Annotated in this window: 26 protein-coding genes and 3 pseudogenes; 14 read left to right on the top strand and 15 right to left on the bottom strand. The window is 69.6% G+C overall.

Translation table 11 applies throughout. From position 1 onward, the window contains the following. Nucleotides 1–6: 6 nt before the first annotated feature. Nucleotides 7–963, top strand: coding sequence for a hypothetical protein (locus tag TNCT1_RS19025; RefSeq protein ID WP_143633624.1), 957 nt, complete (start codon nt 7–9; stop codon nt 961–963). Between the two features lie 44 nt (nt 964–1,007). On the opposite strand, the gene TNCT1_RS19030 is transcribed toward TNCT1_RS19025, so the two are convergent. Continuing rightward, on the bottom strand, nt 1,008–1,817 hold the full coding sequence (locus tag TNCT1_RS19030; protein ID WP_143633626.1) for an SGNH/GDSL hydrolase family protein: 810 nt from the start codon (nt 1,815–1,817) through the stop codon (nt 1,008–1,010). A gap of 354 nt (nt 1,818–2,171) precedes the next feature. Here TNCT1_RS19030 and TNCT1_RS19035 point away from each other — a divergent pair, with 354 nt between their 5' ends. Together TNCT1_RS19035 and TNCT1_RS19040 are read left to right on the top strand one after the other, a co-directional pair. Beyond that, on the top strand, nt 2,172–3,344 hold the full coding sequence (locus TNCT1_RS19035) for a S1 family peptidase (protein WP_143633628.1): 1,173 nt from the start codon (nt 2,172–2,174) through the stop codon (nt 3,342–3,344). 121 nt (nt 3,345–3,465) lie between these two features. Continuing rightward, entirely contained in the window at nt 3,466–3,975 is a 510-nt protein-coding gene (locus tag TNCT1_RS19040; RefSeq protein ID WP_143633630.1) for a GNAT family N-acetyltransferase, read from the top strand. On the opposite strand, the gene TNCT1_RS36345 is transcribed toward TNCT1_RS19040, so the two are convergent. Both TNCT1_RS36345 and TNCT1_RS19055 read right to left on the bottom strand, forming a co-directional pair. Further along, nucleotides 3,951–4,964, bottom strand: coding sequence for a VOC family protein (locus tag TNCT1_RS36345; protein WP_235902720.1), 1,014 nt, complete (start codon nt 4,962–4,964; stop codon nt 3,951–3,953). The two genes, TNCT1_RS19040 and TNCT1_RS36345, sit on opposite strands and share 25 nt — an antisense overlap. Before the next feature lie 77 nt (nt 4,965–5,041). Next, nucleotides 5,042–5,935, bottom strand: a complete 894-nt coding sequence (locus tag TNCT1_RS19055) for a ketopantoate reductase family protein (protein ID WP_143633632.1) — start codon at nt 5,933–5,935, stop codon at nt 5,042–5,044. A 266-nt stretch (nt 5,936–6,201) separates the two neighbouring features. Between TNCT1_RS19055 and TNCT1_RS19060 the strand changes: the two genes are divergently transcribed. From TNCT1_RS19060 to TNCT1_RS19075, 4 genes are all read left to right on the top strand, one after another. Continuing rightward, nucleotides 6,202–7,104, top strand: a complete 903-nt coding sequence (locus tag TNCT1_RS19060; protein WP_143633634.1) for a LysR family transcriptional regulator — start codon at nt 6,202–6,204, stop codon at nt 7,102–7,104. Nucleotides 7,105–7,439: 335 nt separating this feature from the next. Further along, the gene (locus tag TNCT1_RS19065; protein WP_143633636.1) at nt 7,440–7,835 is read left to right on the top strand and encodes a RidA family protein; all 396 of its coding nucleotides are present in this window, start codon (nt 7,440–7,442) and stop codon (nt 7,833–7,835) included. A gap of 112 nt (nt 7,836–7,947) precedes the next feature. Then, a complete protein-coding gene (locus TNCT1_RS19070) occupies nt 7,948–8,892 on the top strand; it encodes a TrkA family potassium uptake protein (protein WP_160160407.1) in 945 nt (314 codons plus the stop codon). A gap of 156 nt (nt 8,893–9,048) precedes the next feature. Further along, entirely contained in the window at nt 9,049–9,348 is a 300-nt protein-coding gene (locus TNCT1_RS19075; protein WP_174266350.1) for a hypothetical protein, read from the top strand. On the opposite strand, the pseudogene TNCT1_RS19080 reads toward TNCT1_RS19075, so the two are convergent. Further along, nucleotides 9,341–9,761 (bottom strand): annotated as a pseudogene (locus TNCT1_RS19080) (transposase); the annotation flags it as partial. The gene TNCT1_RS19075 and the pseudogene TNCT1_RS19080 overlap by 8 nt on opposite strands. Before the next feature lie 340 nt (nt 9,762–10,101). Between TNCT1_RS19080 and TNCT1_RS19085 the strand changes: the two are divergent. Next, nucleotides 10,102–10,533, top strand: coding sequence for a peptidase M23 (locus tag TNCT1_RS19085; RefSeq protein WP_143633642.1), 432 nt, complete (start codon nt 10,102–10,104; stop codon nt 10,531–10,533). A gap of 211 nt (nt 10,534–10,744) precedes the next feature. Here the strand turns inward: TNCT1_RS19085 and TNCT1_RS19090 are convergent, their stop codons facing one another. From TNCT1_RS19090 to TNCT1_RS19105, 3 genes are all read right to left on the bottom strand, one after another. Continuing rightward, complete coding sequence (locus TNCT1_RS19090; protein ID WP_143633646.1) at nt 10,745–11,413, bottom strand: trans-aconitate 2-methyltransferase; 669 nt, start codon at nt 11,411–11,413, stop codon at nt 10,745–10,747. Between the two features lie 651 nt (nt 11,414–12,064). Then, nucleotides 12,065–12,343 (bottom strand): hypothetical protein, encoded by a 279-nt coding sequence (locus tag TNCT1_RS19100; RefSeq protein ID WP_143633650.1) that lies wholly within the window; start codon nt 12,341–12,343, stop codon nt 12,065–12,067. 639 nt (nt 12,344–12,982) lie between these two features. Continuing rightward, on the bottom strand, nt 12,983–13,507 hold the full coding sequence (locus tag TNCT1_RS19105) for a DUF1877 family protein (RefSeq protein ID WP_143633653.1): 525 nt from the start codon (nt 13,505–13,507) through the stop codon (nt 12,983–12,985). 120 nt (nt 13,508–13,627) lie between these two features. On the opposite strand from TNCT1_RS19105, the gene TNCT1_RS19110 reads away from it, so the two are divergent. Beyond that, nucleotides 13,628–14,173 (top strand): hypothetical protein, encoded by a 546-nt coding sequence (locus TNCT1_RS19110; protein WP_235902722.1) that lies wholly within the window; start codon nt 13,628–13,630, stop codon nt 14,171–14,173. A 261-nt stretch (nt 14,174–14,434) separates the two neighbouring features. Here the strand turns inward: TNCT1_RS19110 and TNCT1_RS19115 are convergent, their stop codons facing one another. From TNCT1_RS19115 to TNCT1_RS19125, 3 genes and pseudogenes are all read right to left on the bottom strand, one after another. Further along, nucleotides 14,435–14,794, bottom strand: coding sequence for an ester cyclase (locus TNCT1_RS19115; protein WP_143633656.1), 360 nt, complete (start codon nt 14,792–14,794; stop codon nt 14,435–14,437). A gap of 619 nt (nt 14,795–15,413) precedes the next feature. Beyond that, the gene (locus TNCT1_RS19120) at nt 15,414–16,292 is read right to left on the bottom strand and encodes a metallophosphoesterase (RefSeq protein WP_143633659.1); all 879 of its coding nucleotides are present in this window, start codon (nt 16,290–16,292) and stop codon (nt 15,414–15,416) included. 327 nt (nt 16,293–16,619) lie between these two features. Then, nucleotides 16,620–16,829 (bottom strand): annotated as a pseudogene (locus TNCT1_RS19125) (IS481 family transposase); the annotation flags it as partial. 306 nt (nt 16,830–17,135) lie between these two features. Between TNCT1_RS19125 and TNCT1_RS19130 the strand changes: the two are divergent. From TNCT1_RS19130 to TNCT1_RS19145, 4 genes and pseudogenes are all read left to right on the top strand, one after another. Continuing rightward, a complete protein-coding gene (locus TNCT1_RS19130; RefSeq protein ID WP_143633661.1) occupies nt 17,136–17,777 on the top strand; it encodes an NADPH-dependent F420 reductase in 642 nt (213 codons plus the stop codon). A 52-nt stretch (nt 17,778–17,829) separates the two neighbouring features. Further along, a complete protein-coding gene (locus tag TNCT1_RS19135) occupies nt 17,830–18,252 on the top strand; it encodes a hypothetical protein (RefSeq protein ID WP_143633664.1) in 423 nt (140 codons plus the stop codon). Nucleotides 18,253–18,397: 145 nt separating this feature from the next. Further along, nucleotides 18,398–18,529: pseudogene (locus tag TNCT1_RS19140) on the top strand (transposase family protein); the annotation flags it as partial. 501 nt (nt 18,530–19,030) lie between these two features. Next, nucleotides 19,031–19,519, top strand: a complete 489-nt coding sequence (locus tag TNCT1_RS19145) for a hypothetical protein (RefSeq protein WP_143633667.1) — start codon at nt 19,031–19,033, stop codon at nt 19,517–19,519. A gap of 203 nt (nt 19,520–19,722) precedes the next feature. Here the strand turns inward: TNCT1_RS19145 and TNCT1_RS36005 are convergent, their stop codons facing one another. Next, nucleotides 19,723–20,025, bottom strand: coding sequence for a hypothetical protein (locus tag TNCT1_RS36005; RefSeq protein ID WP_216856653.1), 303 nt, complete (start codon nt 20,023–20,025; stop codon nt 19,723–19,725). A 464-nt stretch (nt 20,026–20,489) separates the two neighbouring features. Further along, nucleotides 20,490–21,365, bottom strand: a complete 876-nt coding sequence (locus tag TNCT1_RS19160) for a LysR family transcriptional regulator (protein ID WP_143633670.1) — start codon at nt 21,363–21,365, stop codon at nt 20,490–20,492. 122 nt (nt 21,366–21,487) lie between these two features. Between TNCT1_RS19160 and TNCT1_RS19165 the strand changes: the two genes are divergently transcribed. Next, nucleotides 21,488–22,486, top strand: a complete 999-nt coding sequence (locus tag TNCT1_RS19165; protein WP_143633672.1) for an NADP-dependent oxidoreductase — start codon at nt 21,488–21,490, stop codon at nt 22,484–22,486. A gap of 100 nt (nt 22,487–22,586) precedes the next feature. Here the strand turns inward: TNCT1_RS19165 and TNCT1_RS35580 are convergent, their stop codons facing one another. The 3 genes from TNCT1_RS35580 to TNCT1_RS19180 all read right to left on the bottom strand — a co-directional run bounded on the left by TNCT1_RS35580 (nt 22,587) and on the right by TNCT1_RS19180 (nt 23,977). Continuing rightward, nucleotides 22,587–22,865, bottom strand: coding sequence for a hypothetical protein (locus TNCT1_RS35580; protein ID WP_160160408.1), 279 nt, complete (start codon nt 22,863–22,865; stop codon nt 22,587–22,589). A 458-nt stretch (nt 22,866–23,323) separates the two neighbouring features. Further along, nucleotides 23,324–23,506: a hypothetical protein gene (locus TNCT1_RS19175; RefSeq protein ID WP_143633674.1), complete on the bottom strand. Its 183-nt coding sequence runs from the start codon at nt 23,504–23,506 to the stop codon at nt 23,324–23,326. A gap of 18 nt (nt 23,507–23,524) precedes the next feature. After that, on the bottom strand, nt 23,525–23,977 hold the full coding sequence (locus tag TNCT1_RS19180) for a hypothetical protein (RefSeq protein ID WP_143633676.1): 453 nt from the start codon (nt 23,975–23,977) through the stop codon (nt 23,525–23,527). Nucleotides 23,978–24,078 lie beyond the last annotated feature (101 nt).

Below are 24,078 nucleotides of genomic sequence, written 5' to 3' on the forward strand. Positions count from 1 at the left end.
CCGGCCATGGCTTTTCTATCGCGTCGCCGCAGAGGGGCACGCCTGGCGCCGGAACTCGGCGACCAGGAGCTGGGCCGGCTGCTGAAGTCCCTGCTGGCGACCACGAGGACCGGAACGATCGCGACGACGGACCTGTGCGTCGCACAGCTCTCCCGGCTGCTGGCCCAGAAGCCGGACGACTGGGACCGCAGGACGCACCGCATGGGCGTGCTGGCCGGCTTCCTGGCCGGTTCGCACCTGGCGCGGTCCTGGGCCGCGCGTGAGCCGCGCGACGCCGACGCGCTCGTCCTGCACGCCTGGACCGAGGTCGCCCACGCCCGTACGCAAGGGGGCCTGCCGGACGCGGACGGTGTCGTGCGGAGCTGTCTGCGGGCGGCCGAACTGGCGCCGCGGGACCCCACTCCGTGGGTCGTCCTGCTGGCCGTGGCCCGCGTGGAACGCTGGGCGCGGCCACGGGTGTTCGGCGTGTGGAACGAGGTGATCGCGCGTGACCGCTGGAACCGCGAGGCCTACCTGAGCATGCTGGGCCACCTCAGCCCGGAGGAGGCCGGATCCCGCGTCCAGGTGTTGGAGTTCGTGGACACCCTGCGGGCCCGCATGCCCGCGAACGCCCCCTGCGCGGCGACGGAACTCACCGCCCAGGTACGGCAGTACCACGCCGTGCTGGACCGGGGCGGGTTCGAGGCGCTGGTGGCGCGCAACCACTGGTCGCAGGCGATGGGGGCGCAGGCCCTCGACCGCGTCGCGCACAACTGGGCGCGGCCGGGGTTCCTGAACCACGCCGCGGCCCCGGCCGATCTCAACCTGCTCGCCTACGCGCTGCTGGCCGCCGACCGGCGGATGGAGGCCCGCGCGGTCTTCGAGGCGCTCGACGGCACGGTCGCCGCCTGGCCCTGGCAGGCGGGCGGCGACCCCGTCCAGGAGTTCGAGCTGGCGCGGCGCAAGGCGACGGCCGGCAGGTGAGCGCCGCCCGTGCCGGGCACCGCGGCGGGCCCGGGCGCCACGCCTCACAACGCCGCGGTGAGCAGGGGGAGATAGCCGAGGGACTGCCCGCTCGCCGTCGGGTGGTAGGACTCGCCGAGGTCCAGCCAGTCCACGCTGTGCAGCCAGGGTTCGGCCGAGCAGATCTCGTGGCCGGCGAAGGCCTTGCGCACGTCGACGAAGGTGAACCCGTGGGCGGCGGCGCGTGCGGCCAGCATCGCGTTGAGATGGTCCGAGGCGTCGTTGAGCGCGGACCGCTCGGCGTCCGGCAGCCCGCCGGAGCAGCTGCCGTTCAACTGGTACAGGCGTGGGTAGCCGAGCACCACGACGCGGGCGGCGGGCGCCTTGCCGCGGATGGCCGAGTAGAGACGGTCGAGGTCGCCCGGCAGCGTCGCGTCCATGGCGGTGCGGGCCTTGGCCACCGCGGACCGGCACATGCCGTTGCCGCCCAGTACGCAGACCGCCATCACGCTGGTGAAGCCCGCGTCCCGGCCGCCCGCCGTGAGGGTGACGAGGCCGGTGCGCGGCCCGAGCGGACCGAGCTGGTTCTTCAGCACGTCCCCGGTCTTGGCGCCGTCGCAGGCGCTGAAGCTGAACGACGAGGGGGAGTGGGCCGCGGCCCACAGCGCGGGGAAGGAGAGGTTGCTGCGCAGGCAGCGCGGTACGGCGGTGAGGTAGCTGCCGGCGCCGACCCCCGCCGAGTAGGAGTCGCCGAGGGCCACGTAGCCCGTGGCCGCGATGCCGGGTGCCGCGGCCGTGGCCACGGGACCGGCGAGGGTGCAGGCGGCCGCGAGGAGGAGGGACACCGCCCAGGGCGCTATTCGGGACTTTCTCATGCCTCTCCTCTTATCCCGGCCCAGCCGGCCCCGCCCGTCCCGGACCCTCGTACGGCGCCGTGGAGTTGACGGACACCGCCGGTCATGGCGGGGGCGGGAGCACCCCGTGACGGCGGGTGCCCGGGGCCCGGTGCGGACGCGCGGTGGCGGGCCGGGCGCCCGGCGGACTTCACCCGTTGGGCCGTCACCCGACCGGCGGTCCGGCGGCCGGGGGGCTTACATCGTTGGATTGAACCGTGCATTGGCATGGACCTGACGCTCACGCGCCGCTAGGCTCTGCCCCGCCACGCATGAGAGCGCTCTCAGTCATCGGCTGTTCCACCCCCACCCCTGGAACGACGAAGGGCAACCCCCATGAGACGCAACGGACTCGCGCACGCCGCCCTGGCCGCACTCCTCGTCCTCGGCGGACTGAGCGCGGCCGGCACCTTCCCCGCATCGGCGACCGGCTCCGCCGCCGGACCCGCCGCCTCCACCCGATCCGCCGAGCCCGCCGCCGACGGGCTCGTGACCGCCATGCAACGGGACCTCGGCCTGACCCGGACCCAGGCGGTGGCCCGGCTCGCGGCCGAGAAGAGCGCCGCCGCCCTCGACCCAGGCGCCCGCCGCACGGCCGGCACCGCCTACGCGGGCTCCTGGTTCGACGCCCCCAGCGGACGCCTGACCGTGGCCCTCACCAAGGACGCCCCGGCCGCCACACGCCGGGCGATCGAGCGGTCCGGGGCCACCGTTCGCACCGCCGAGCACAGCGCCCGGCAACTGGACGCGGCCAAGGCGCGCATCGACCGGCTGACCGCGCCCTCGGGCGTCAGTGGCTGGCACGTCGATCCGCGGGCCGGCACGGTCGTCGTCGAGGTCGTCCGCGGCGAGCGGTCCGACAACGATGTCCGGCGCTTCCTGTCACAGGCCCGCCGCACCGGGCCCGTCACCGTGGAGACCTCGGCCGCGCCGCGGACCCTGTCCGCCGGCACGGTGGGCGGCGACCCGTACTACACCGGCAACGTCCGCTGCTCCATCGGCTTCTCGGTGTACGGCGGTTTCGTCACCGCCGGGCACTGCGGGCAGCCCGGTGCCGGGGTGAGCGGCTGGGACGGCTCCTACATCGGGACCTTCCAGGGCTCCTCGTTCCCGGACAACGACTACGCCTGGGTCAGCGTGGGCAGCGGCTGGTGGACGGTGCCGGTGGTGCTCGGCTGGGGCACGGTGCCCGACCAGCTCGTCCGCGGCTCGGCCGTGGCGCCCGTGGGCTCCTCGGTCTGCCGCTCCGGCTCCACCTCGCACTGGCACTGCGGCACGGTGCTGGCCCTGAACGAGACCGTCAACTACAGCCAGGGCGCGGTGCACCAGCTCACCAAGACCAGCGCCTGCGCCGAACCCGGCGACTCGGGCGGCTCCTTCATCACCGGCGACCAGGCGCAGGGCGTCACCTCCGGCGGCTGGGGGAACTGCTCCAGCGGCGGCGAGACCTGGTTCCAGCCCGTCAACGAGATCCTGGGCCGGTACGGTCTGACCCTGCACACCTACTGACCGCACGTGCCGGCTCCCGGGGTTCCGCGCCTCCCGCGCGGAACCCCCACCCGCTCGCCCCCGCCCGGGCGAGCGGGGCCGTCCGCGTGCCGGCCCCGCGCGGAACGGAAAGACACCGGCCATGCCCGACACCTGGACCACCCGCCCCGAGACCGCCGCGGACGCCGAGGCCGTCCGGGAGATCCACCTGGCCGCCTTCGCCACCCCGCTGGAGGCCGACCTCGTCGACGCCCTGCGGGCCGACCCCGCCCGGATCGAAGGGCTGTCCCTCGTCAGCACCGGGGCGGACGGCGTACCGGTCGGCCACGCGCTGCTGATCCGGTGCCACATCGGCGACGTCCCCGCCCTGTGCCTGGGCCCCGTAGCCGTACGTCCCGAACACCAGCGCACCGGCGCCGGATCGGCGGCCGTGCGCGCCGCCCTGCGGGCGGCCGGAGCGCTGGGCGAGCGCCACGTCGTCGTCCTCGGGCACCCGGCGTACTACCCGCGCTTCGGCTTCACCCGCGCCTCCGCCCACGGCATCCGGCTGACGATCGACGTACCCGACGACGCGGTGATGGCTCTCGCTCTGGACGCCGGCAGCCCCCTGCCCGCCGGAACCGTGCGCTACGCCGCCCCGTTCGGCATCTGAGACGTCTGCGGTGCGTCGGGAGGAGCGGACGTCGTTTCGGTGGACGGGTCCGGTCCGGCCGCCGGACCAGGGGCGTAGGTGCTGATCTCGACCAGGTTGCCGTCCGGATCGCGCAGGTAGGTGCTGGTGACGGGTCCTTGGGCGCCGGTGCGCGGTACGGGGCCTTCCAGCACGGGCACTCCGCAGGCGGTCAGACGGGCCAGAACCTGCTCCTGCGGGACGTCGGTGACCAGGCACAGGTCCGCGCTGCCGGGGGTGGGGTGCGTGGCGTGCGGGAGGAGTTCGCGGCCGGCCTCGTGGAGGTTGATCTTGCTGGTGCCGAAGGCCAGTGCACGGCGTCCCTCCCCGAAGGTGACCGGGCGCATCCCCAGGACGCGTTGGTAGAAGTCGACGGTCTGTTCGATGTCGGCGACGGTCAGCACCAGGTGGTCCAGGCCGGTGATCCGGATCGGCCCCGGTTCGAGGGAGTACCGGCCCAACTGCCGTTCGCAGGCCTCCCGTGCCGCGGCGGAGAGCAGGTCCCGCGAGCGGGTGAACACCCCGTGCAGGGCGGCACCGTAGCGGTCAGCGAGGTCGGAGTCGTGCGCCAGCACGTCGAGTTCGTTGGCCGCGGTGATCTCGGCGAAGGCACGCACGTCCGGCGGCGACGGGGTGTGCTCACGGCCGGTGAAGCGGTCGCGGAAGACCACCGGTGTCCCGTTCCCCAACCGGGGATACACGACCGCGCGGTCACAGCTCGCGTAGAGGTGGACCAGTGCCTCGGCCCGTTCGCCGATCAACTCGGCGAGAAGCGCGCGCTCATCGGTGCCCATCAGGGCGTGGTCGAATCCGTCGGTCCCGTACATCGCGTGAGACAGCCCGGCGGCCTGCACGTCCGGATCGGCGCCCCATTCGGCCAGCAGACCTGCGACGCGGTTCAGGTGGTTGAGGAGCGTGCCGCCGGGATGCTCCGTCTCGCCCGCGCCCCGGGCGCGCAGGAGGTCCTGCACAGCGGGCCACGCCGCCGCAGGGTCGCGGTCGCTTCCCGGTGATCCGCCGTCGGACGGGATGGTTCGCCGCATCAGGTTCAGGCCTCCGGGTTCGTCAGGCGTGCGACGTCTGCCACCAGTCGGGCCGTGACCGGGGTCTCGACCTGGTGGGCGGCCCCGGCGCGGAGGACCGCTCCGCCGATGGCGTCGACTTCGAGCGGGCGTCCGGCCGCGGCGTCACGCTGCATCGAGGACCTCATGGTGTCCGGGACGCGGTCGAAGAACGAGAGCACGGTCTCGGTCGTCACCCGTGCGCCGGCGGCCCGGGCCACGGCGGTGATCTCGTCGAGCACGGCGAGCAGCTCCGGGCGCCGGTCGCCGCGAACGGTTCCGACGTCCGCGCGGTGCTGGGTGGTCAGCAGGGCGAACGGGGCGAGGAAGGCGAGCTTGTCCCAGAGCATAGCCGTCTCATCGGTCCGCAGGGTCACGCCGAGACCGGCGTGCCGCAGACGATCCGCGAACTCGTCGAGGGGCGCGGCCAGTTCGAGGTTGGTGAAGGGGCTGGTGTGGTGGATGCGGGCCGGTGCGGTGCGAGTGGCCTCGACCCTGATCGTGCCGGCGACGACCTCGGCCGAGGGGTAGCGATCGCGTAGCAGGGCGACGTGGTCGAGGCCGTTGAGCAGCGGGATCACGACCGAGTCGCCGAGGGCGGAGGCCGGGAGGCGGTCGAGTGCCTCGTCCAGGGAGGTCTGCTTGACCGTCACGAAGACGGCGTCCACCGCCTCCCGCAGCTGTGTGTCCGCCTCGACCGCCGCGGTGAAGTCCCCGTACTGAGCGCTCTCGACGCGCAGGCCGCCCCGGCTCAGTGCGGCGGCGGTCGTCTCACGGGCCAGGCAAATGACGCGGTGACCGTCACGGGCGAGGAGCGCACCGATCAGGCCTCCGACACCACCCGGTCCGAGTACGGCCACCGTCAGCGGGCTTGTCTTCATCTGAGCTCCTGTCGTCCTGGGGAGACCTATTGAGCCGGGAGAAGGGCCGACGGCAGTCGACGTGAGGAGGAGCGCGTGGACCGTGGTGCCTCCCCCTCGGCGCGACGCGGGTCGGCACCCGCCAGGCACTCCCCGCACCGCGTCCGGATCAGGTGAGCGACAGGCGGGTTGCCGCCCTGGGCCCTGCAGCAATGATCAAGCGCCGCCCCGATCCAAGTCAATCAACGGGTTTGCTGTCAGTGACCCAAGCGATACCTTGGGTCCTCGTGACTCTCGACGATCTCCGTGTCTTCACCGCGGTCTGCCGGGCCGGTTCCCTGAGCGCGGCGGCCCGTGACCTCTCCTGCACGCAGTCCGCGGTCAGCCAGCACGTGAAGAGGCTCGAACGGGAGTTGGGCCTGAGCCTGCTGGAACGGCACACCCGAGGCGTGGTGCCCACGCCGGCCGGGCACATCCTGAACGCAGCGGTCACCGAGGGCCTGGGCGGCATCGACCACGCACTGCGCCGGCTCGAGGAGGCCGCGCGTGCGGAAGGCGGATCGGTACGGGTCACGACGGGAGCCACGACCGTCCGGCACTTCATGTCCGCGGCCGTCGTCGACTTCCGGCGGCGCTTTCCCCGCGCCAGCCTCCAGTTCCAGACCGAGACCTCCAGCCGCGGCTGCTTCGACGCCCTCGCCGCCGGCCGCGCCGACCTCGCCTGGATCACCCTGGGGCCCACAGACCGCGCCATCGAGCAACGCCCCGTCGCCGAACTCCCCTGGGCGCTCGCCGTCTCGGCATCCGATCCGCTCGCAGCCAAGGCCCGCGTGGAACCGGCCGACCTCCAGGACGCCCGTCTCATCGGGCTCCCGCAGAACTCCACCTCCCGCCTGCAACTGGGCGCCTGGCTCGCGGAATCCGGCATCCGGCCGGTCTTCGACACCAGCGTCACCGACTGGGACACCGCGATCCTGCTGGCCGAACTGGGGCTGGGCCTCGCCGTCGTCCCGGCCCTGCCCGCCTGGAGCAGTCCCGGACACCCGGACCTCCGACTGATCCCCATCCCCGCACTCCCCGCCCTGACCGCGGGCTGGGCCGTACGCCGCTGGGACGCCCTCTCCCCGCTGGCCCGCGCCTTCGCCGAGACCGTCGCGCACCATTGCGGCAAGCAGACCGTCCGGGAGTAGCCGCGGACCACGACGCACCGTCAGTTCCGTTCGCCAGGTCTGCGCGCGACCCCGGCCCTGCGTCGGCGGGAGTGGCCACGCCGGTGGCGTCGGCGGGAGCGGCCACGCCGGTGGCGTCGGCGGGAGCGGCCACGCCGGCGGCGTCGGCAGGTTCGCTTCCGATTCGAGGTCTTCGTCCGGGCCGCGACCGGCTACCCGTAGGTATTCGCGCTGACCGCCCTGGCCGTGCTCGGTACCCTCGTCCCTGCTCTGACCGACCGCGGCGCCGATCACCCGAAGCGCCGCGCCGGCCGCTGCCCCACCGCACCCGTCGCGACCACCACGCTGGAGTCCCCGTGCAGCATTTCGTCCGTCCGCCCGGCAGTCCACCCGTCAACGGCTACAGCCACGCGGTGGCGTTCACCGGTCCCATGGTCGCGGTCTCCGGCCAGGTACCCCTGGACACCGAAGGCGCAATCGTAGGCGATTCCGATCCCGCCGCTCAGATCCGGCAGGTCTTCGTGAACCTCGCCACGGCACTCCATGCCGCGGGGGCCCGCCTCCAAGATGTGGTCAAGCTGACCGTGTATCTCACCGACCTGGCCGACCTGGACGCCTTCCGCCTGATCCGCGACGAGTATCTGGACCCGGGCCGTCCGCCGGCCTGCTCCCTGGTGAAGGTCGCCGGACTCGTCCACCCGGCGTTCCGCGTCGAGATCGACGCACTTGCCGTCCTGCCCGCCGACACGTGAATCCGCCCATGCCGTGTTGCCGCCAGGTGCCCGGCGAGGACACTGGGGAAAGGGGTGAGTGGCAGGAGGGCCTGTGCGGTCGCCAAGCGGTGTAGGGCAGCGGGTTCTCCTGGTGGCGTTCGCCCTCCTCGCGCTGCTCGCATGTGGCGTCGGCGGGTATGCCCTGTACGGGTTCTCCCTGCCGGACGCCGTCTACATGACGGTGATGACGCTGACCACGGAGGGGTTCTCCGGCGCCGACCGGCTCACCGAGAGCGGCAAGCTCTTCACCGCCGTGCTGGCCGTGGTGGGCGTCGCGGTCTTCGTCGCGGCTCTGGGGCTGATCGGAACGGCACTGGTGGAGGGACGATTCGGGCCGGCAGGAAGGAAGCGGCGCATGCAGCATCGCATCGACGCGCTGCGCAACCATTTCATCGTCTGCGCCTACGGGCGGGTCGGCCAGGCTGTGGCCCGCGAATTCCAGGCCGAGGGCATCCCATTCGTGGTGATCGAGGCCAAGGCCGACCTGGAGGACAGGCTGCAGCGCGACCGTGCGCCTTATCTGATCGGCAACGCCGCCTCCGAGCCGGTACTGCGCCGCGCGGGCATCCATCACGCCCGCGGCCTGGTCTGCGCGGTCGACTCCGACGCCGAGAACGTCTACATCACCCTGATCGCGCACTCCCTCAATCCCGCTCTCGCCATCGTCTCCCGCGCCTCGGAGGCGGCGTCGGCCGAACGGCTCACCCACGCCGGCGCGAGCAGCGTGGTCTCTCCCTACACCACCAGCGGCCGACGCATGGCTCTGCTGGCGGTCCGCCCGCACGTGGTGGACTTCCTGGAGTTCACCCGGGTCGGCAGCTCCGACTGCCGGATCGAGGAGATTCGCGTCGATGCCGACTCCCGCCTCGTGGGACGGCCTCTGCGACAGGCCTGTGGGGGAGCGCTCCCGCTGCTGATCCGCCGCGCCGACGGCGCCCTGGAGCCCAACCCCGATCCGGAGACCGCCGTGCGGGCCGGTGACACCCTGATCGTGTTCGGTGACCCCGGCGCTCTGCGCCCCATCGAAGGCGAATAGGAAAGGCTGGCGGGCGGGACCAGCCGGCGGGCGGGTCCGGGGCGCCTGGTCCGCTACGCCACCGCGGTGAGCAACGTGCTCCACGGTGGTGTTCGGTGTACGCGATGGTCACTCCGATGGCCGGTGCCGTGTCCGGACACAGCGGGGAGGAGAGAGGTGTTGTCGAGGCCTGCTGATGCCGAGTGCGCGGATGTGCGGGTCTGGCCGGTGCCGGATGTGTTGGCGATCTTTCGGTTGGAGTCGGCTGACGAGATCGGTTTTGACGTGGATCTGCGGGAGTTGCAGGGACAGGCGCGGCTCGACGTGCTGTGTTGGTTTCTTCGTGCGATCGGGCGTCGACTGGGCAGGCCAGTGGTGTTGACGTCCGAGGGTGACTGGGAGCGAAGCCACCCGGTGCTTGGGTTCGATGTGGAGTCCGACGAGGTGGTATTGCTGGCAACGCCACAGGTCAGCTGACTGTTGCGGCCAGGCGCAATTCGTAGAAGGTTCCGTCGCGGAGCATGACGAAGAGGACGTCGGTCCGGCGTCGGGCGAGGCAGAGCAGGGGCCTGGATGTGGTGCTTGCCCTGGGTGATCTTCTTGTCGTAGTAGGCCTGGAAGACCGGGTCGCCCGGAGCGGCGAATGCGGAGAGGAAGAAGATCCGTCTGAGCTGCTTGTTTCCTCTCCTGGACGGCTGTTCGCCGCGGATCGATGAGCTCGAGCTGCGGGTCGCCGGGGCGAGACCGGCGTAGGCGGCGAGGTGGCCTGTGGTCGGGAAGTTGCTGCCGTCGCCGACCTCGATGAGGATCCGGGCTCCGGTCCTGGCACCGACCCCTGGCATCGACGTCAGGACCTTCGAAAGAGGGTGGTCCTCCAGCAGGGCCTGGACGGCGACGAGCGGGGCCACCGGACGAGTCCGCCGGCTCTGCCCACGACGATCGGAGCAAGGCACCCGGGGGAGCGGACGGCGACGGGGCCACGCCGGTATGCGCGTCGGCGCGGTGCGACGGATATGGATGGTGTTTGTCTCTCAGCCACGGCGCGGGACATATGCGGCGTCTACCAGCGCTGACGCCGCCGGACGGGCGGAATCGGGTCAACGTTTTCGTCCACTCTGTCAGTTGAATCCGCACTGGCTTTACGATTCGCATACTTGCGCATCAATGCGCGACCTGCTCATCGCTCTTCGCACGTGACCTCCTTGCATCAGTCACTGACCTAGGAGCACCATGCGTCTCAAGAAAATCTCCCTGGCCGCTGCCGCCGTCTCAGCCGCGTCCGTCGTGGGTGTCGTGATCCCGGCAGGCTCCGCGAGCGCGGCCCCGGTGCCCACGCCCACCGCGTCCGTAGCACCCGCGACGTCCCGTTCCGCGGCCACCGTGGCGGTGTACGTGTGGGGGACCAACGTGGCCGTCCGTGCTTACGAGTCGGCCAACAACTGCTGGAACTACCCGTCCACCAGCTGCCGCCTGCTGGGCCGCGTCACCAAGGTCTCCGGTCAGGCCACCTGCCAGAAGCAGGGGCAGTCGGTCACCGCCGAGGGGACCACGAACGACTGGTGGACCTTCCTCGACCCGAACGGATCCGTCCCCGGTGGATGGGTCAGCAACATCTACATCCAGGGCGGACACAAGATCGACGGCGTCCCCGACTGCGCCTGACCGCAGAGCCGTACGGTTGTTCCACCACCTGCCTGACCGCGGGCCGGAGAGTTCGTGTCTCCGGCCCGCACACGGTGAGGCGTGCCCGTGGAGACGAGGAACGTCCGGCAGTTTCGGCGGCGTCCGCTTCGCTTGGTACGTCGCTGATCGCGACCGGCCGAACTGGGGCGATGGCCGGAGGTGGCGTCGTGCTGGGCTGCTCAGATGGTTCTCAGGAGGGGCGTTTGGCCATGATGATCACGCCTGGTCCGCTCCATTCATCCGCGGGGAGCCGGAGGTCGGCGACGGGCTGTAGTCCGGCCTGTTCGATCAGTTCCACGAGCTGCTCCGGCCGCCACTTGTGCGTGGTCCAGCGAACGGGGACTCCTCCGTATGCCTCGGTGCGTGTCACGTCCTCGTCGCCGACGTGTGTGCCGGCGATGAGGTGCCCGCCGGGCTTCAGTGCGTATGCAAAAAGGGCGAGAACCTGGGGAAGGACATGGCGGGGGAGGTTGAACAGTGACCACCAGCCGAGCAGGCCGCCGAGGGAGGCTTCGGCGAGGTCGAGCTCGGTGGCGGAGGCGACGCTGAAGCGGCATTGCGGGTGGAGACGGCGTGCGTTCTCGATCATGCGGGGGGAGAGGTCGACCCCGGATACGTCGAGTCCGCGTTCGGCGAGGTAGCCGGTCACCGTGCCGGGGCCGCAGCCGACGTCGAGGACGGGCCCGAGCCCGCCCACGGTGTCGGCGAAGGCGTCGATCGACGCCTTGAGCCAGGGATGGCGACGGATGTCGCCCATGCGCGTTGTCACCACCATGTGGGCGTAGTTGTCGGCCACCTGGTCATAGGAGTCACGGACGACGTCGAGATCGGCTGGACGGTCAATGGGGTGCGCGCGCATCGGCCAACGATAGGACGGTGGCCTTGTGGAACCCGAGGGTGCGGGTATGGCGGATTTCCACCCGGCAAAACACTAAAAGCGTTGGAGGGCCAGATGGTGGCCACCGGCACGCCGTTTGGGCGGCCGGTCAGGAGGGCCGCTATGTGGTCCGCACACTGGGTGGCCGCTGTGGCCATGGCGTCTTTGGTCATCCCGATGACGTGCGGGGTCAGCAGGGCAGTTCGGCAGGCCGGAGAGCGGCGAGGTGAAGGCGGCGTGTTCGTGCTGGAAGGTGTCGACGGCTGCCGCGGCGAGTGGGTGTGCCTTGTCGCGCAGGGCAGCCGCCTACCGCAGTGTCCTGCAGCAGCGCCGAAAGTCGGCCCTGGCCCGGCCGAAGAAGGCGGCGAGCTGACCATGAGCTCACCACGCCAGACAACTGCTTCGGGGGCGCGCCCGTCGGGCGGCGTCGTACCCGGCCGGCAGAGTGCGGCCCACGGTACGTCGACGCGTTTCGGCGGGTCGCGACGGCGGCTTGACGGCTGAGGACCGGGGCCTCCAGCCGCTCAGCCTGAACCCGATGAGCTGGCCCCGCACCGACAGGCCCACGCTGCGGGTGCTGTCGGCCGGCCGGCGTCGCCATGCTCGCGTCGGATCGGCTGACCCGGCCCAGCCCTAGTCGAGGTACGCCGGTAGCTTGTCCTCCTTCTTGAAGTCCGCTATGTGAATGTGACAACTCTGCGCGGTCGCGGAGACGTTGATTGCATCAGCCCACGCATCCAGCTCCAGTGCTCCGTCAACCGGCATGCCCTTCAAGCCGACGTAGTGCGTCTTGCCGTCGATGAGACCGGATTCATCGCGGAGCAGGTGGATGTGAGGATTCCTCAAACGTAGATAGCCAGTGGCCGTGTCAGCAGGCGGCGGCACCGTGGTGCTGTCCGGCTCTGGCGGCACCGGAACATGCGAGAAGTGAATCGGCTACCGGAGCCAGTTGGGCTGCGGGACCGCGGCGCGTCACGCGGCACGGCCCCAGTGGCCGCAGCCCGGCCTGCAGGTCGCCCGCCGCAGCAGCGCCCAGCCGACCAGAGCAGTAGGCGAGACCCGGCAGGGGAGCATGCCGAGCCGCTGCCCCGCACCCGGCTGACGGGCGGCCCCGCGCACCTGCTGGCCCCAGGCACACTGGTGGGCGTGAAGCTGCCCCGCGTTCTCGCCTCCACCGGATCCGTTCCGGAAGGGAGGCCGGAAACGGTCGTCTCCCCCTCGCCCTGATTGGATGATGCAAGTCGTTCCGGTAGAAAACTAGTGATCTACGTCAGCTTCGGCCTTGAGGGCGACATGGCTCTGCGGCCTGTCGGCGACACGACGCCGAACAGTTGAAGAGGTGGACCGGACACCCGGACCACGAGGCGCCCCGGGCGAACGGGGTGACGTGGCTGGTACCGCCTCAAGGGAGAGCCGGTATGGCAGTGGCACCGCTCCGGGCACCATTGGGGTGCCGGCGTGGGGCCACCGGGACGCTCGTGCAGTCCCGCAGGCAGAAGCTCACGTGATTCCCCAGCTGCTGACGTGGTGCCAATGGTGAGGCCGTCCGCGTCAGTCCCACCAGAGCACGACGAGAAGCTGCCGTTGGGATGCACCGCGGTAGAACTCGCGCATGGCATTGAAGTGCTTCACCAGGTATGTCTTTGGGCCGCCGACGATCTTGTTCGCGCCGTTGCCGATCAAGGAGGCGGCCTGTGCCTCGTCTGGCGGCAAGGCGGCCAGGAGAGCCGGAAAGTCGATCTGTCCGAGTAGTTCCGCGACGCGAGCCACTTGAGCCGGGGAGAGAGCCGTGGGGTCTGGCCCGAAGGGTCCAATGGCATGCGGATGCGTGTTGAGGAAGGCGAGGTCGATGGCGGTGTCACCGTCGAGAGCCTGTCGGAGAGCATGGCGATGGACGTCGTCGAGACCTCCCAGCTCACAGACCCGTTCGAGCAGGGACGGCGCCCAGTCCAGATCGAGGACATCCGCGGAAGGCGGATCCCAGAGAGGATCTGCATCCGGCGATGCATCGGCTGACTGGCGGCACGAGGCGAGATACTGCGCCGAAATGCGGGCAAGCTGCTGAGTGACGGCCATGACGGCAGTATCCCGACGACGTCCGCTACGTCCCGACGGCGCGGGGTCGGCGGTGGGTGTTGGCGTCGATTGGCGACTCTGGAAGCTGTTGTATCAGTGGCGCCATATATGTTGCTGGGCATGACAAGTTGGATTGACTGCGGCGTCATAGCGTGGGTGGGAGAAGAACGGTACCGGGAAGACGAAACCGTCCTGGTCTACTTCAAGGGAACCAGCCTGGCCGCCATGGCCGAAGGCCTGTCCGCGCAGCAACGGCCGCCGTTCGCCTACGGCAACGACACGGTACCCGGCGACTGGGGCGTGATCGTGCACCACATGTTCAACCGCGACGACTACGACGAGATCGACTACCGCAAGCTATGCCCCCAGGGCGCTGAGCTGATGGTGTTCGTTCCCAACCCGTGCGTTGCCAAGGCCCACGGGCCCAAGGCGTACCACTACAAGGACGGCCAGATATCGTCCTGCATCGACTACGAGGATCCCGAGTACGTCGGAGAATACTGGCCCAACAAGATGGCCCCCCTCATTACGGCGGCCGGACTGGACCACCAAAACGAGACCTACGAGGAGCAGCTGACCCAGCTGATTTGTGACCGCCTGGGACTGCCCGCACTGGATCGCGACACCATCACGGTGGACCGCGACCTGGTGGCCTCCTACTTCTAGGAGATCTGTGAAGGTTGCAGTTACGGCGGTTGGAGATCGAGCCCGGTCTCAGCGACGAGGCCCTCGATGAGGCGGGGCGGTACTGTATCCGCTTCAGCCGCTTCTTCACTGACTCGGTGAGCTGGTCAAGGCTGTGCTTGGTGAGGTTGGCCAGCGACCTGTTCACCTCATCACCCCACGGCCGCTCTGCTGTCCACCGAACAGCGAAAGCCCCGGCTTTTGGCTCAACGCGTCAACCGAGGTGGAGGCTGAACGCAGAGCTCAGCGCCCGGGGCGGTTGAGTGAAGACATGCCCCACAGTTCGGCGATACGGCCGTTCTGTACCCGGAAGATCTCCATCATCGAGGGAGGAGCCTGCGCCTCGACGCCTGCTGGGATGCCGTGCAGGGTCGTACGGACTGCGGCCTTGTCTGCGTCCACGAGCATGTCCTCAACGACGACCTGAATATCGGGGAACATGGTGTGAAGCCCGCTCCACGCCTTCAAAACGCTGTCAACGCCAACGGTGCCCAGCGGGTGGCTCACGAAGTCGGTCGAGAAGATCGTCTCCGCCGCAGTGAGGTCACGGGCGTTGAATGCCTCATACATGCGCTGCGCGATGGCTCTTACGTCGTCTGTCATCTCACGCTTCCCGTCCGGAACATGGGCGTGGATCAGCCTATGAGAAGAACAGCAGCGGACCTGCGCGAGTCGAGCGGCTGCTCGCTGCTCGCACCTCGGAGAAGCCGCTCGTTCTTCCGATCCACCCCAAAAGGGCCGTTCCCACCGAGCGTTGGTCGTTGGCCGGCGGGGCGACCGATGTCCCGTCGCGCGCACCGGTAGAACACCCACCCGACAGTCCCGGGTTCAACCCTGGAGATCGCAACGCCCAGGTGTTGGTACATCGCTCTTTCGACCCGTGCGAGCTCTGCCGCAACGAGCCCTCGTGCTTCCTCTTCAGTCAGCATCTGCCCAGCGTCTCAGAGGGGCGGAGTGTGAATGTCTGCTCGTTCCGAAAAGGGCGCCGTCCACCAGCTGAGGGACGGCGCCCATACTGGATACAGAGTTTGAAGATCTGGCCTCATCCTTATCAGGACGATCACGAGGGTCTGCCAACGTCGGCCAACCGCCCCTGGGCGTCGGCCGATCGCCGACTGGGGTCCGGTGTCGACCGCTGGTGTCCGTGCTTGTTGGTGGCAGCCGCTGTGTCAGCCGCATGCGGTCTGTCAGGCGCGGCTGACAGTCCAGTGAAGGCACAGGCTCAGTCCGGGCCCGCAGGAGAGGGGCCGAGCCTTTCGATGACCTCGCGCATCTCCATCTCGTCGGCCTCGTAGACCGTCTCGCCCATGCGAGGGTCTCGTGCGTGGAGGGTATGGATGAGTGGCCCGTGGGGCGGTCCGAGGTGGATGAGGGAGGCCGACGGACCGTGGACGGCGCGCTCGGTGCCGGGGCGGGCGGTCAGGTCTATGCGGCTGATGACCCCGGGCGTGACCCAGACGGTCGCTTGTTCCAGGTGGGCCAGTATCTGCAGGTGGAAGTGCCCGCACAGGATGAGCTGGACGTCGGTCCCGCGGATCGTTTCGGCTAGCTCTGCGCTGTTACGCAGACCGAGCGCCTGCTGAACGTCGACGTCCAAGGCAACGGGTGGGTGATGGAAGGCCAGGACGGTGCCCCGTGCTGCGGGGGTGGCAAGCAGTTCGCTGAGCCAATGGAGTTGGTCGCCGTCGAGTCGGCCGTAGCCCTTGCCCGGAACCAGCGTGTCCAGCGTGATCAATCGCCATCCGTCGATGGTGGTTGCCCCCGCCCGCTCACCCACAGCTCCCTCATATACCGCGTCGGGCTGAACGTGGCCGCTGCCGAGCACTTCTGCGAATGCGGTGCGGTCGTCGTGGTTACCGGTTGCGTAGAAGACGTTCGCCCCTCGTCGGCCGGCGTAGCTGGACAGAAGTTCACGGGCCCGCGTGTACGCCTCGTAAGAGCCGTCGTCTGCGACGTCGCCGGTGACCACCACCGCGTCGAGGTCGCCTAGATGACCTAGTTCGCCTAGCAGGCGGCAGAGTGCCGCAGTGCCATCGGCCCCGTCGGCGTCGGGGCCGCCGGACCGATCCAGGTGGGTGTCCGAGAGATGCAAGATCCGCATCGTCCGACGTTAGCCTCCGGCACCGGAGGCAAGCCATGACCTTTCTTGTCATGCGGTTCCCTTCACCGGCCCTTGGCCACTCTGGCCCATGAAATCGAACGGCGACAGGGCTGGGACTGCCAGAAATGCTGAGCTACTGCTGCCAGTCTCGCGAACCGAACCATGCGGCTTCCCTCTCTGGCCTGGAGCATCAGTTTGGAAGATCGCGTACGTGGATGGCGTCTGACCTGGTGAGGCGTTGACCGTGTACATCGAGGAGGGGAGTGGTCCCTGATCAAGGCGACCGTTTCGGAGAGCGGAGTCTCAGAAGGCTTCGCCCTCGACTCGCCGGTCGGTGGCGGCCAGGGCGGCCAGGCCGTGCCGGACCGGGATGCGGTGGGCGGTGGAAGCGGCGACACCGGCTCGGGCGGCCAGCCGCACCGGCCCGAAACGATGCCGGCGCCGCAGCCGCACGACCTGCTGTTCGACCGCGGCAGGAGTCTGGCGCGGGCTCGGGTGTGGGCGGCTGGAGCGATCGTGCATGCCGGTCTCACCGACCACTGAAGCTGCGCACTCGGCCTGGCAGGGTGACGTTCAAACGATTGCGGAGTGGGCCAGGGCACGGTGCCGGACCGGCGGGAGGCTCCCCGGCCCCGGCGAATGGTGACACCCGCTGCGAGCTGGACTATCAGGCGTGGGCCTCGAGCGCACGCCGCAGCTGCTCTGGAGGCCCGCTTCCCGCCCGCTGGGTGACCTGGCCGGTCGTCCTGGCACGGGCGTCAGCCGGGAGCATCCCCGTCGGTGGCAGCAGCCGTCGGCGGATGTGAGGGTGGAGAGCAGGAGCCGTCCATCGAGGAGCAACGCATGATCGTCGCCATCGTCGGTGCCGGAAACATGGCCCGCGGAATCGGTACCCGGGCAACGGCCGGCGGGCATTCCGTCCGTCTGCACGACCGCAGCAAGGCCAAGGCGGTCGACCTGGCCGCCACGTTGAGCCAGGCCACCCCCGGAGCGGAGGTAACGGCGGTCGACGCGGACGCCGCGGCTGACGCCGACATCGTGGTACTCGCCCTGCCTCACCCGGCCGGACGCGACACGGCCGCCGCGTGGGCCGGCAACCTGGCAGGGAAGACCGTCGTCGACATCTCCAACCCGGTGGATTTCACCACCTTCGACTCACTCGTCGTACCCCCCGGCACCTCCGCCGCCGAACAGATCGCCGCCGCCGCGCCGGACAGTCGGGTCGTCAAAGCCTTCAACACCACCTTCGCCGGGCCGCTCACCACAGGTGAGGTGGCCGGCCGGCCGCTGGACGTTTTCATCGCCGGAGACGACGACACCTCGAAACAGGCTGTGTCCGACCTGGTCGCCTCCGCGGGGCTGCGTCCCCTGGACGTGGGGCCGCTGCGCCGGGCGCGCGAACTGGAAGCCTTCCAGTTCCTGCACATGGCGTCCCAAGAACGACTCGGTCTGAACTGGTCCAGCGCCATCGCGATCCTGCCGTGACAGCCGGCACGTCCGCCACCAGACACGTCGATTCTACGGAAGGAGCCGCAGCATGGGGCAGCCGCGGAAAAATAAGGATCGATTCTATCTCTATCCAATGCAGCGGGTGGTGGCTGTTTTCAGCGACGAGAAACAGGCGTATGCCGCCTGTCGGCAATTGGAGGCCGAGGGGTTCAATCTCTCGTCGGTGCACCTTCTGTCCGGGCCGGAGGGAGCACGCCTCCTGGACGCCCACGGCGCTCGGCGCGGTGTCGTCGCACGCATCACTCGTTTCCTGCAGCAAGGGGCGTACGAGGGGAAGGCGCTGGAGGTACACGCAGCCGCGTTGAGACGGGGTGAGTGTGTGCTGTACGTGCCGACACGCAACAGGGAAAGAATTCATCGAGCGGTCGATGTGCTGCGCGGGAACAATGGACGCTGGATCCTGCACTTTCGCCGATGGGCCATCGAGCAATTTCCGAACGGCGCCCCTTAATTCCATGCCGTCAGTCAATTGCCCCACCGGCCGGTCCAGCATCGTCGCGGAGTAGCGGAGTAGCGGAGTAGCGGAGTAGCGGAGTAGCGGAGTAGCGGAGTAGCGGAGCAGCGGGGCGCGCACAGCGTCCAGTGCTGCTCGTAGTGACAGCAGGGCCGACTTCTCCCGGAAGCACCGCCGCCACGGCGTGAACGTGCAGGTCGTCGTCGATCTCGCGGGCAACCTGCTGTGGATCGAGCCCGCCCTGCCCGGCCGAACCCACGACCTGCCCGACGCTCCGCCCTGAGCATCCGCTCGGCTGGCCGTCCTGGGCCACGAGCCCGTCGATCGCCCCCTCTCGCATGGCGACCACCGGTAGCGGCAGCAGGCCCACGAGGAGGGCTCTCGTAGTGATCAGGTAGGCCTGTTTCACAGCGGTTCCTCAGACGCCACCTAACGGCCTGAAGCCCCGGACTCATCGGCGGTCGGCCTGCGGCCTTGATCCGTGACGCGTCGGGGGCCTGGCCCACCAGCCTGCAGCGGGTGGTCGACCGTTACAGGTTGATGTTCGCCGCCTTGCTGCTGCCCGCGGGCGCCCTGTCAGACCTAAACGGTGCACGCAAGGCGCTCGTCCCTTTGGTTGGCACCGGTTGACTTCCTCCGCCACCTTGCAGATCTGATCTCCGTAGCCACCTGGCGACCCTGCCGGTTTCATTGCCGGGCTTCCGCGAGCAGGTGAGAAGTCGGCAACTTACAAAATCGGCTGGCCTGGACGTCTGTCCACCCCCACGATGAGCCCGTGGACCGATTGCAGTACAGCGCTTGGCAGTACGTGGCGGAGGCTCTCCCTCCCGAGGAGCTCCCGATGCTCGCCGCACATGCACTCGTCGACGGGCGTGATTCCCCTGCCCTGCGCGAACTGGCCGGGTTGCCACGCCGGAGCGACTCGGTCGAAATGCGCGAACTGTACGTCCTTGCCCTGCACGAACTCGGCATACCCCTCCCCGACGAGGACACGGCCGGCCGATGCCTCCTGGTGAGACTCGCGTTCGGTCTCGCGAAGGGCGAGCTGAGCCCCAAGGACGTGGGCGACGGACTGTCGATGACGGTCGCAGCCCGTACCCGGGAGGAGACTCGGTTCCTGTCTGTCGCGGCGGTCTACAGCCAATGGCTCAACCCCGACGAGCTTCCAGGATGGGAGAAGGAGCTGAGAACCGCGGCCCACTCGTTGGCCGCCGCCACTGACCTCGGCCCCCGAGTCAGTATGCCGGGGGCGCGGTCCGACTGACTGAGCCGTAGTGAGCAACCACAGACGCGAACAGCCACGGCAGCGGCCGTCTCAAAGAGCGTTGACCGCCGGTGGGCGGTCAGGTGTCGCGCGGGCGTTTATCGAAAGTGGGTGCGGCGGCGGACGGGCCGTCAGGGGTGTGACCCAGATATGCGTCGAAGGGGCAAAGAGATGATCTTGAATGCCTGAAGGGCGTCCGGGGCTCACACGGTGGTGTCGGTCCCCTCGGTGAGGATGCGGTAGACGGTGGCGACCGAGGGGCGCTTGCCCTGGTTCTTGCTCGAGGTGATGACGAGCTTGCGGGCGATCTCGGGGATGGGGGCGCCCTGCCCGCCGGGAGGACTGCTGCACGGTGGCCACGGCCGTCTCGCCGTGGCGCAGTCGCTGCCACGGGTGCGTGAACGGTGGAAGCGGGCCGCTGCCGTCCGACCGATCGCGTCGGTGGAGGGGACGAGATTCGAGTCGCCAACGCCACCGACAAGGCCGTCACCGCCGCATGTGGGCACGCTACACACCTGTGTCCATGCCGGTCATGTGGAGCTGGAAGGACGCATGCCCGCGCCGCCCTCGCCTCCGGGGTGCGGGCCGGGGACGAGGTTCCGTTCTGGGCTCTGGTGTGGGGCCCGCCGGCCGCCACCGTCCACTCCCGTACGGTGAAGGTGTTCGAGACCTTGGGCGACCGGCCGAACGCCGCCCGGCAGTATGCGACCGCTGCGGGCAGACGGCCGGGGGCGACGTACGCCCGGATCATCGCCCTCGACCTGGTCGTCCGCGCCGAGCAGCAGGCCAAGCAGGGCTATTCGAGCCGGGGTGGTTCAAGCACAGGCCATTCTCGTTTCCCGAGAGCAGTTGGCGACAAGACGGGCAGTTCCTGCGTCGAGCGGTGTTCAGCCTCCGGTGAGCCGGCGGACCTCCACTCGGGGGCCGTGGTAGACCTGCCGCCCATGGTCGCCGCCCGATCTGGTCCCGGTCAGGATGCCGGGGCGGTCAGGACGGCCTTGGCAGCCAGCCGGAGATTCCTGATCATCGGATTCGGGTCGCCCTTGCGGCTGACCAGGACGACCCGGCTGGGGGGAGCGCCCTCGACCGGGACGGTGACGAGGTGAGGACGCAGTGAGCTACGCCGATCGCCGACCGGTAGCACGGCGATCGCCCTGCCACTCGCGACGAGTTCGAGCTTGTCCTCGTAGCTCTCGATCGGCGGCACGCCGGCCCCGAGGATCCGGTAGGAAGCCCAGTCCGCGGTCTCGAACGCGCACGGCGCCGTCTCTTCGCCAGCCAGTTCTTCCGCGGTCACCGACGCGCGGTCGGCCAAGGGATGGCCGCGCGGGACCACGAGCATCCGGGGCTCCTCGTACAGCGGGGTGGTGAACACGTCGTCGGCGACGAGCGGCAGCGGGGCCCGCGCGATCAGGGCGTCGACGCGCTTGTCGGACAGTGCCCCGACGTCGCGGCAGCTCAGATGCCGGGTGGCGATCTCGGCGTCGGGGTGACGGCGGCGCAGTTCGCGTACGGCGGCAGTGATCACTAGGTCTTCGACGTAGCCGATGGCGATTCGTTCGGTCTGGGCCTGTTCGCGCACGGCCAGCTCGGCCTGGCGGGCGGCCTGCAGCAGGGCTTGGGCCCGGGGGAGGAATGTCTGGCCGGCCGGAGTGAGTCGGGTGCCCTGGGGGGTTCGGTCCAGCAGGCGTGTGCCGAGATATTTTTCGAGCCGTTGGATCTGACGGCTCAGCGCCGGCTGGGCTACGTGCAGGTCGGCGGCGGCCCGGCCGAAGTGCTGGTGCGCCGCCACCACGGTGAAGTAGCGCACGAGCCGCAGTTCCAGGTCCTGTCCGAGATCGTTCACCCTTGCAGGATACGCGTCATGCCGTTTCGGAATGATCGGGTTGCCGAACCGGTCTTGGACGGCCATGCCGTCCCGGGCCTTGACTGAAGGAGCAACGTTTCCCCGAGAAAGCGACAGGCGCGATGAAGGCGATCCAGTTCCACGAAGCGGGCGGGCCGGAAGTTCTGCGGTATGACGAGGTGCCGGTTCCCGAGGTCGGCCCGGGCGAGGTGCTCGTCCGGGTGCACGCGGCGGGCATCAACCCGCCGGACTGGTACCTGCGTGAGGGGATGAAGGTGATGCCGGCCGAGATGAGGCCGGCGCTGGAGTTCCCCCTGATCCCTGGAACGGACATGTCGGGCGTGGTCCAGGCGGTCGCTCCGGATGTGCTGGGGTTCGCCGTCGGTGACGAGGTCTTCGGCATGCTTCGGTTCCCCGGATTCGACGGTCGGGCATACGCCGAGTACGTGGCCGCGCCGGCTTTCGACCTGGCTCACAAGCCGGCCGGTATCGACCACGTGCAGGCGGCTGGGGCACCGATGGCCGTGCTTACGGCCTGGCAGTATCTGGTTGATCTCGGCCACGACGTGCCGTCTCCTTTCACCGGCCAGGTGCACCGGCCGGTGCCGATCACGCCGGGGATGACCGTGCTGGTCAACGGGGCCGCCGGTGGAGTGGGCCACTTCGCGGTGCAGCTGGCGAAATGGAAGGGGGCACACGTCATCGCGGTGGCCTCGGGCCGGCACGAGCAGTTCCTGCGCAAGCTCGGCGCCGACGAGTTCATCGACTACACCACGACACAGGCCGCGGACGTGGCCAGCGGCGTCGACCTGGTGATCGACACCGTCGGTGGCCCGGACAGCTCACGCTTCCTGACTGTGCTCAAGCGCGGAGGCACCATGCTTCCGGTGTTCTTCGCCCAGTACGACCCGGAAGAGACGGCGCGTCTGGGCATCACCGTCTCGAACATTCAGGTACGTTCCAACGGCCCGCAGCTCGCCGAGATCGGGCACCTGCTCGACGAGGGCAAGCTCCAGGTCGGGGTGGACAGCACCTACCCGCTGCCCGAGGCGGGCCGCGCACACACGCGAGCCGCGCAGGGCCACATCCAAGGCAAGATCGTGCTGACGGTGGTCTCGTGATCGCCGAACTCCAGCAGGCGGTGGCGAACTACGCCCACGCACTGGACGAGCTGAATGCCCGAGCTGGAAGCGGTCCTGACCGAGGACACCACCTGGACGTTCACGATGCCTGGACAAAGGGGCGCTCGGCGCGGTCGCCGGACGCACGGCGGTGCTCGACTTCATCCGTGACGGGCACACGGCCCGGACCGGAAGGGTGCGGCGCCACTTGAGCAATGTCGTGGTCACGACCGCGGACGCCGCCACCGCTGAGATGCGGGCCTACCTGCTGCAGACGAGGAACAGCGGCGAAGGGCTGCTGGGCGCCGCTGGTGATGCGCTGTTCCCCGTAGGGGCCGTAGGTGTAGGTCGCGGTGCGCTTGCCCGTGGTGTCGCCCAAGCCGATGACGGAGGTCTGGGCGTCGGTGAGGTAGTACTGGCTGCTGCCCCGTCTTCTCGCAGGCCCGGGCTATGTACTCGCGGAAGGGGTGGATCTTGGGGTTGGCCACTTCTCGTCGTAGGACCGCGAGTGCCTCGATCCACTCGCCGGCGTCCTCGGGCAGGGTGTAGGGCTGCCCGCTCAGACGCCGCGCCGGTCGGAGCGCCGTCGAGGAGGGGGCGGCGGTCGGTCGTACGACGGTGCGCACCACCGTTTCGGTGCGCTCAATCACCTCGCGGACCGGTTCACAGGTCTTGCCGCCCTCGCTGACCGGTCGCTCGGCGCGGGCCTGTGCTGTACGTACTTCCCATGCCCGACGGCGGCGGCGTGCAGTAGCGCGGGGGGCGGCCCCAGCCTCCGTAGACAACTGGCTCGCCGCATGCCGCCCCACTCGCCACGTTCAGGCTCCTCTCCGCGGACTACAAGCGAGGCCAGGCGGCCGGGACGCTGGACGGCAACGGGATCTCGTCCAGCCGCATCCACTGTTCCCGGCCGTCCTGGTCGAGGAGGCGGAAGCGCACGTCCCCGGCCTCGTCCGCCTCGTACGGGGCGTCCCCGACCGCCCGCAGCAGGGCTCGTAGCCTCGGATAGGGAGCCTGCATAGCCCGGCCGCGCACCCCTCACCGCGCAGGGCGACCAGGGCGAAGGACGCGACGTTCACCCCGGTGCGCCGGTGATCGCCGGCGTGGGCCACCGCCTCCGGGTGCTCCGCCGCAGGTGACGCGGCGCGGGTCGCGGACAGTGACGCCCGGGGTGCGGCAGACCGTAGTGTCGCTGTCCTCCTCAGAGTCGGGGTCCGTGCCCAGGGCGATCCAGCCCCAGGGGTCGAGTCCGTCGGGGAGGTGGCGCAGCGGCTCGGCGAGGAGTCGGGCGGCTGCGCGGATGATGGCGGCGGCTTGTTCGAGGCGGTCGGCGAGAGCGTTCGGCGGGCCGCTGAGGGCGATGCCGTTACTGCCGGTCCAGAAGGCGATCGCGACTTCGCCGACGTCGACGGTGGCGCCGTCGGCGTCTACGCCGGGGAAGAGGAGTTGGGCGCCGCTGGTGGCGCAGGCCCATTCGAGTCGCTCGGACATACAGGTGGGCTCCTTCGGTGTCGGGTGCCCGGGTGGGCGGGGGTGCACCGTGGGAGCAGGAGCGGTAAGCGTGGCAACCGACTGGAGTGCCGCACGCTGGT

It is taken from the genome of Streptomyces sp. 1-11 (assembly GCF_007176755.1).
Classification (GTDB): domain Bacteria; phylum Actinomycetota; class Actinomycetes; order Streptomycetales; family Streptomycetaceae; genus Streptomyces.

Coding starts and splice junctions, on each gene's coding strand:
- TNCT1_RS19110 (WP_235902722.1), top strand. CDS start 13,628: ATGACAAGTTGGATTGACTGCGGCGTCATAGCGTGGGTGGGAGAAGAA.
- TNCT1_RS19120 (WP_143633659.1), bottom strand. CDS start 16,292: ATGCGGATCTTGCATCTCTCGGACACCCACCTGGATCGGTCCGGCGGC.
- TNCT1_RS19175 (WP_143633674.1), bottom strand. CDS start 23,506: ATGCAGGCTCCCTATCCGAGGCTACGAGCCCTGCTGCGGGCGGTCGGG.
- TNCT1_RS19025 (WP_143633624.1), top strand. CDS start 7: ATGGCTTTTCTATCGCGTCGCCGCAGAGGGGCACGCCTGGCGCCGGAA.
- TNCT1_RS19130 (WP_143633661.1), top strand. CDS start 17,136: ATGATCGTCGCCATCGTCGGTGCCGGAAACATGGCCCGCGGAATCGGT.
- TNCT1_RS19105 (WP_143633653.1), bottom strand. CDS start 13,507: ATGGCCGTCACTCAGCAGCTTGCCCGCATTTCGGCGCAGTATCTCGCC.
- TNCT1_RS19135 (WP_143633664.1), top strand. CDS start 17,830: ATGGGGCAGCCGCGGAAAAATAAGGATCGATTCTATCTCTATCCAATG.
- TNCT1_RS19090 (WP_143633646.1), bottom strand. CDS start 11,413: ATGCGCGCGCACCCCATTGACCGTCCAGCCGATCTCGACGTCGTCCGT.
- TNCT1_RS19115 (WP_143633656.1), bottom strand. CDS start 14,794: ATGACAGACGACGTAAGAGCCATCGCGCAGCGCATGTATGAGGCATTC.
- TNCT1_RS19035 (WP_143633628.1), top strand. CDS start 2,172: ATGAGACGCAACGGACTCGCGCACGCCGCCCTGGCCGCACTCCTCGTC.
- TNCT1_RS19180 (WP_143633676.1), bottom strand. CDS start 23,977: ATGTCCGAGCGACTCGAATGGGCCTGCGCCACCAGCGGCGCCCAACTC.
- TNCT1_RS19165 (WP_143633672.1), top strand. CDS start 21,488: ATGAAGGCGATCCAGTTCCACGAAGCGGGCGGGCCGGAAGTTCTGCGG.
- TNCT1_RS19055 (WP_143633632.1), bottom strand. CDS start 5,935: ATGAAGACAAGCCCGCTGACGGTGGCCGTACTCGGACCGGGTGGTGTC.
- TNCT1_RS19085 (WP_143633642.1), top strand. CDS start 10,102: ATGCGTCTCAAGAAAATCTCCCTGGCCGCTGCCGCCGTCTCAGCCGCG.
- TNCT1_RS19030 (WP_143633626.1), bottom strand. CDS start 1,817: ATGAGAAAGTCCCGAATAGCGCCCTGGGCGGTGTCCCTCCTCCTCGCG.
- TNCT1_RS19040 (WP_143633630.1), top strand. CDS start 3,466: ATGCCCGACACCTGGACCACCCGCCCCGAGACCGCCGCGGACGCCGAG.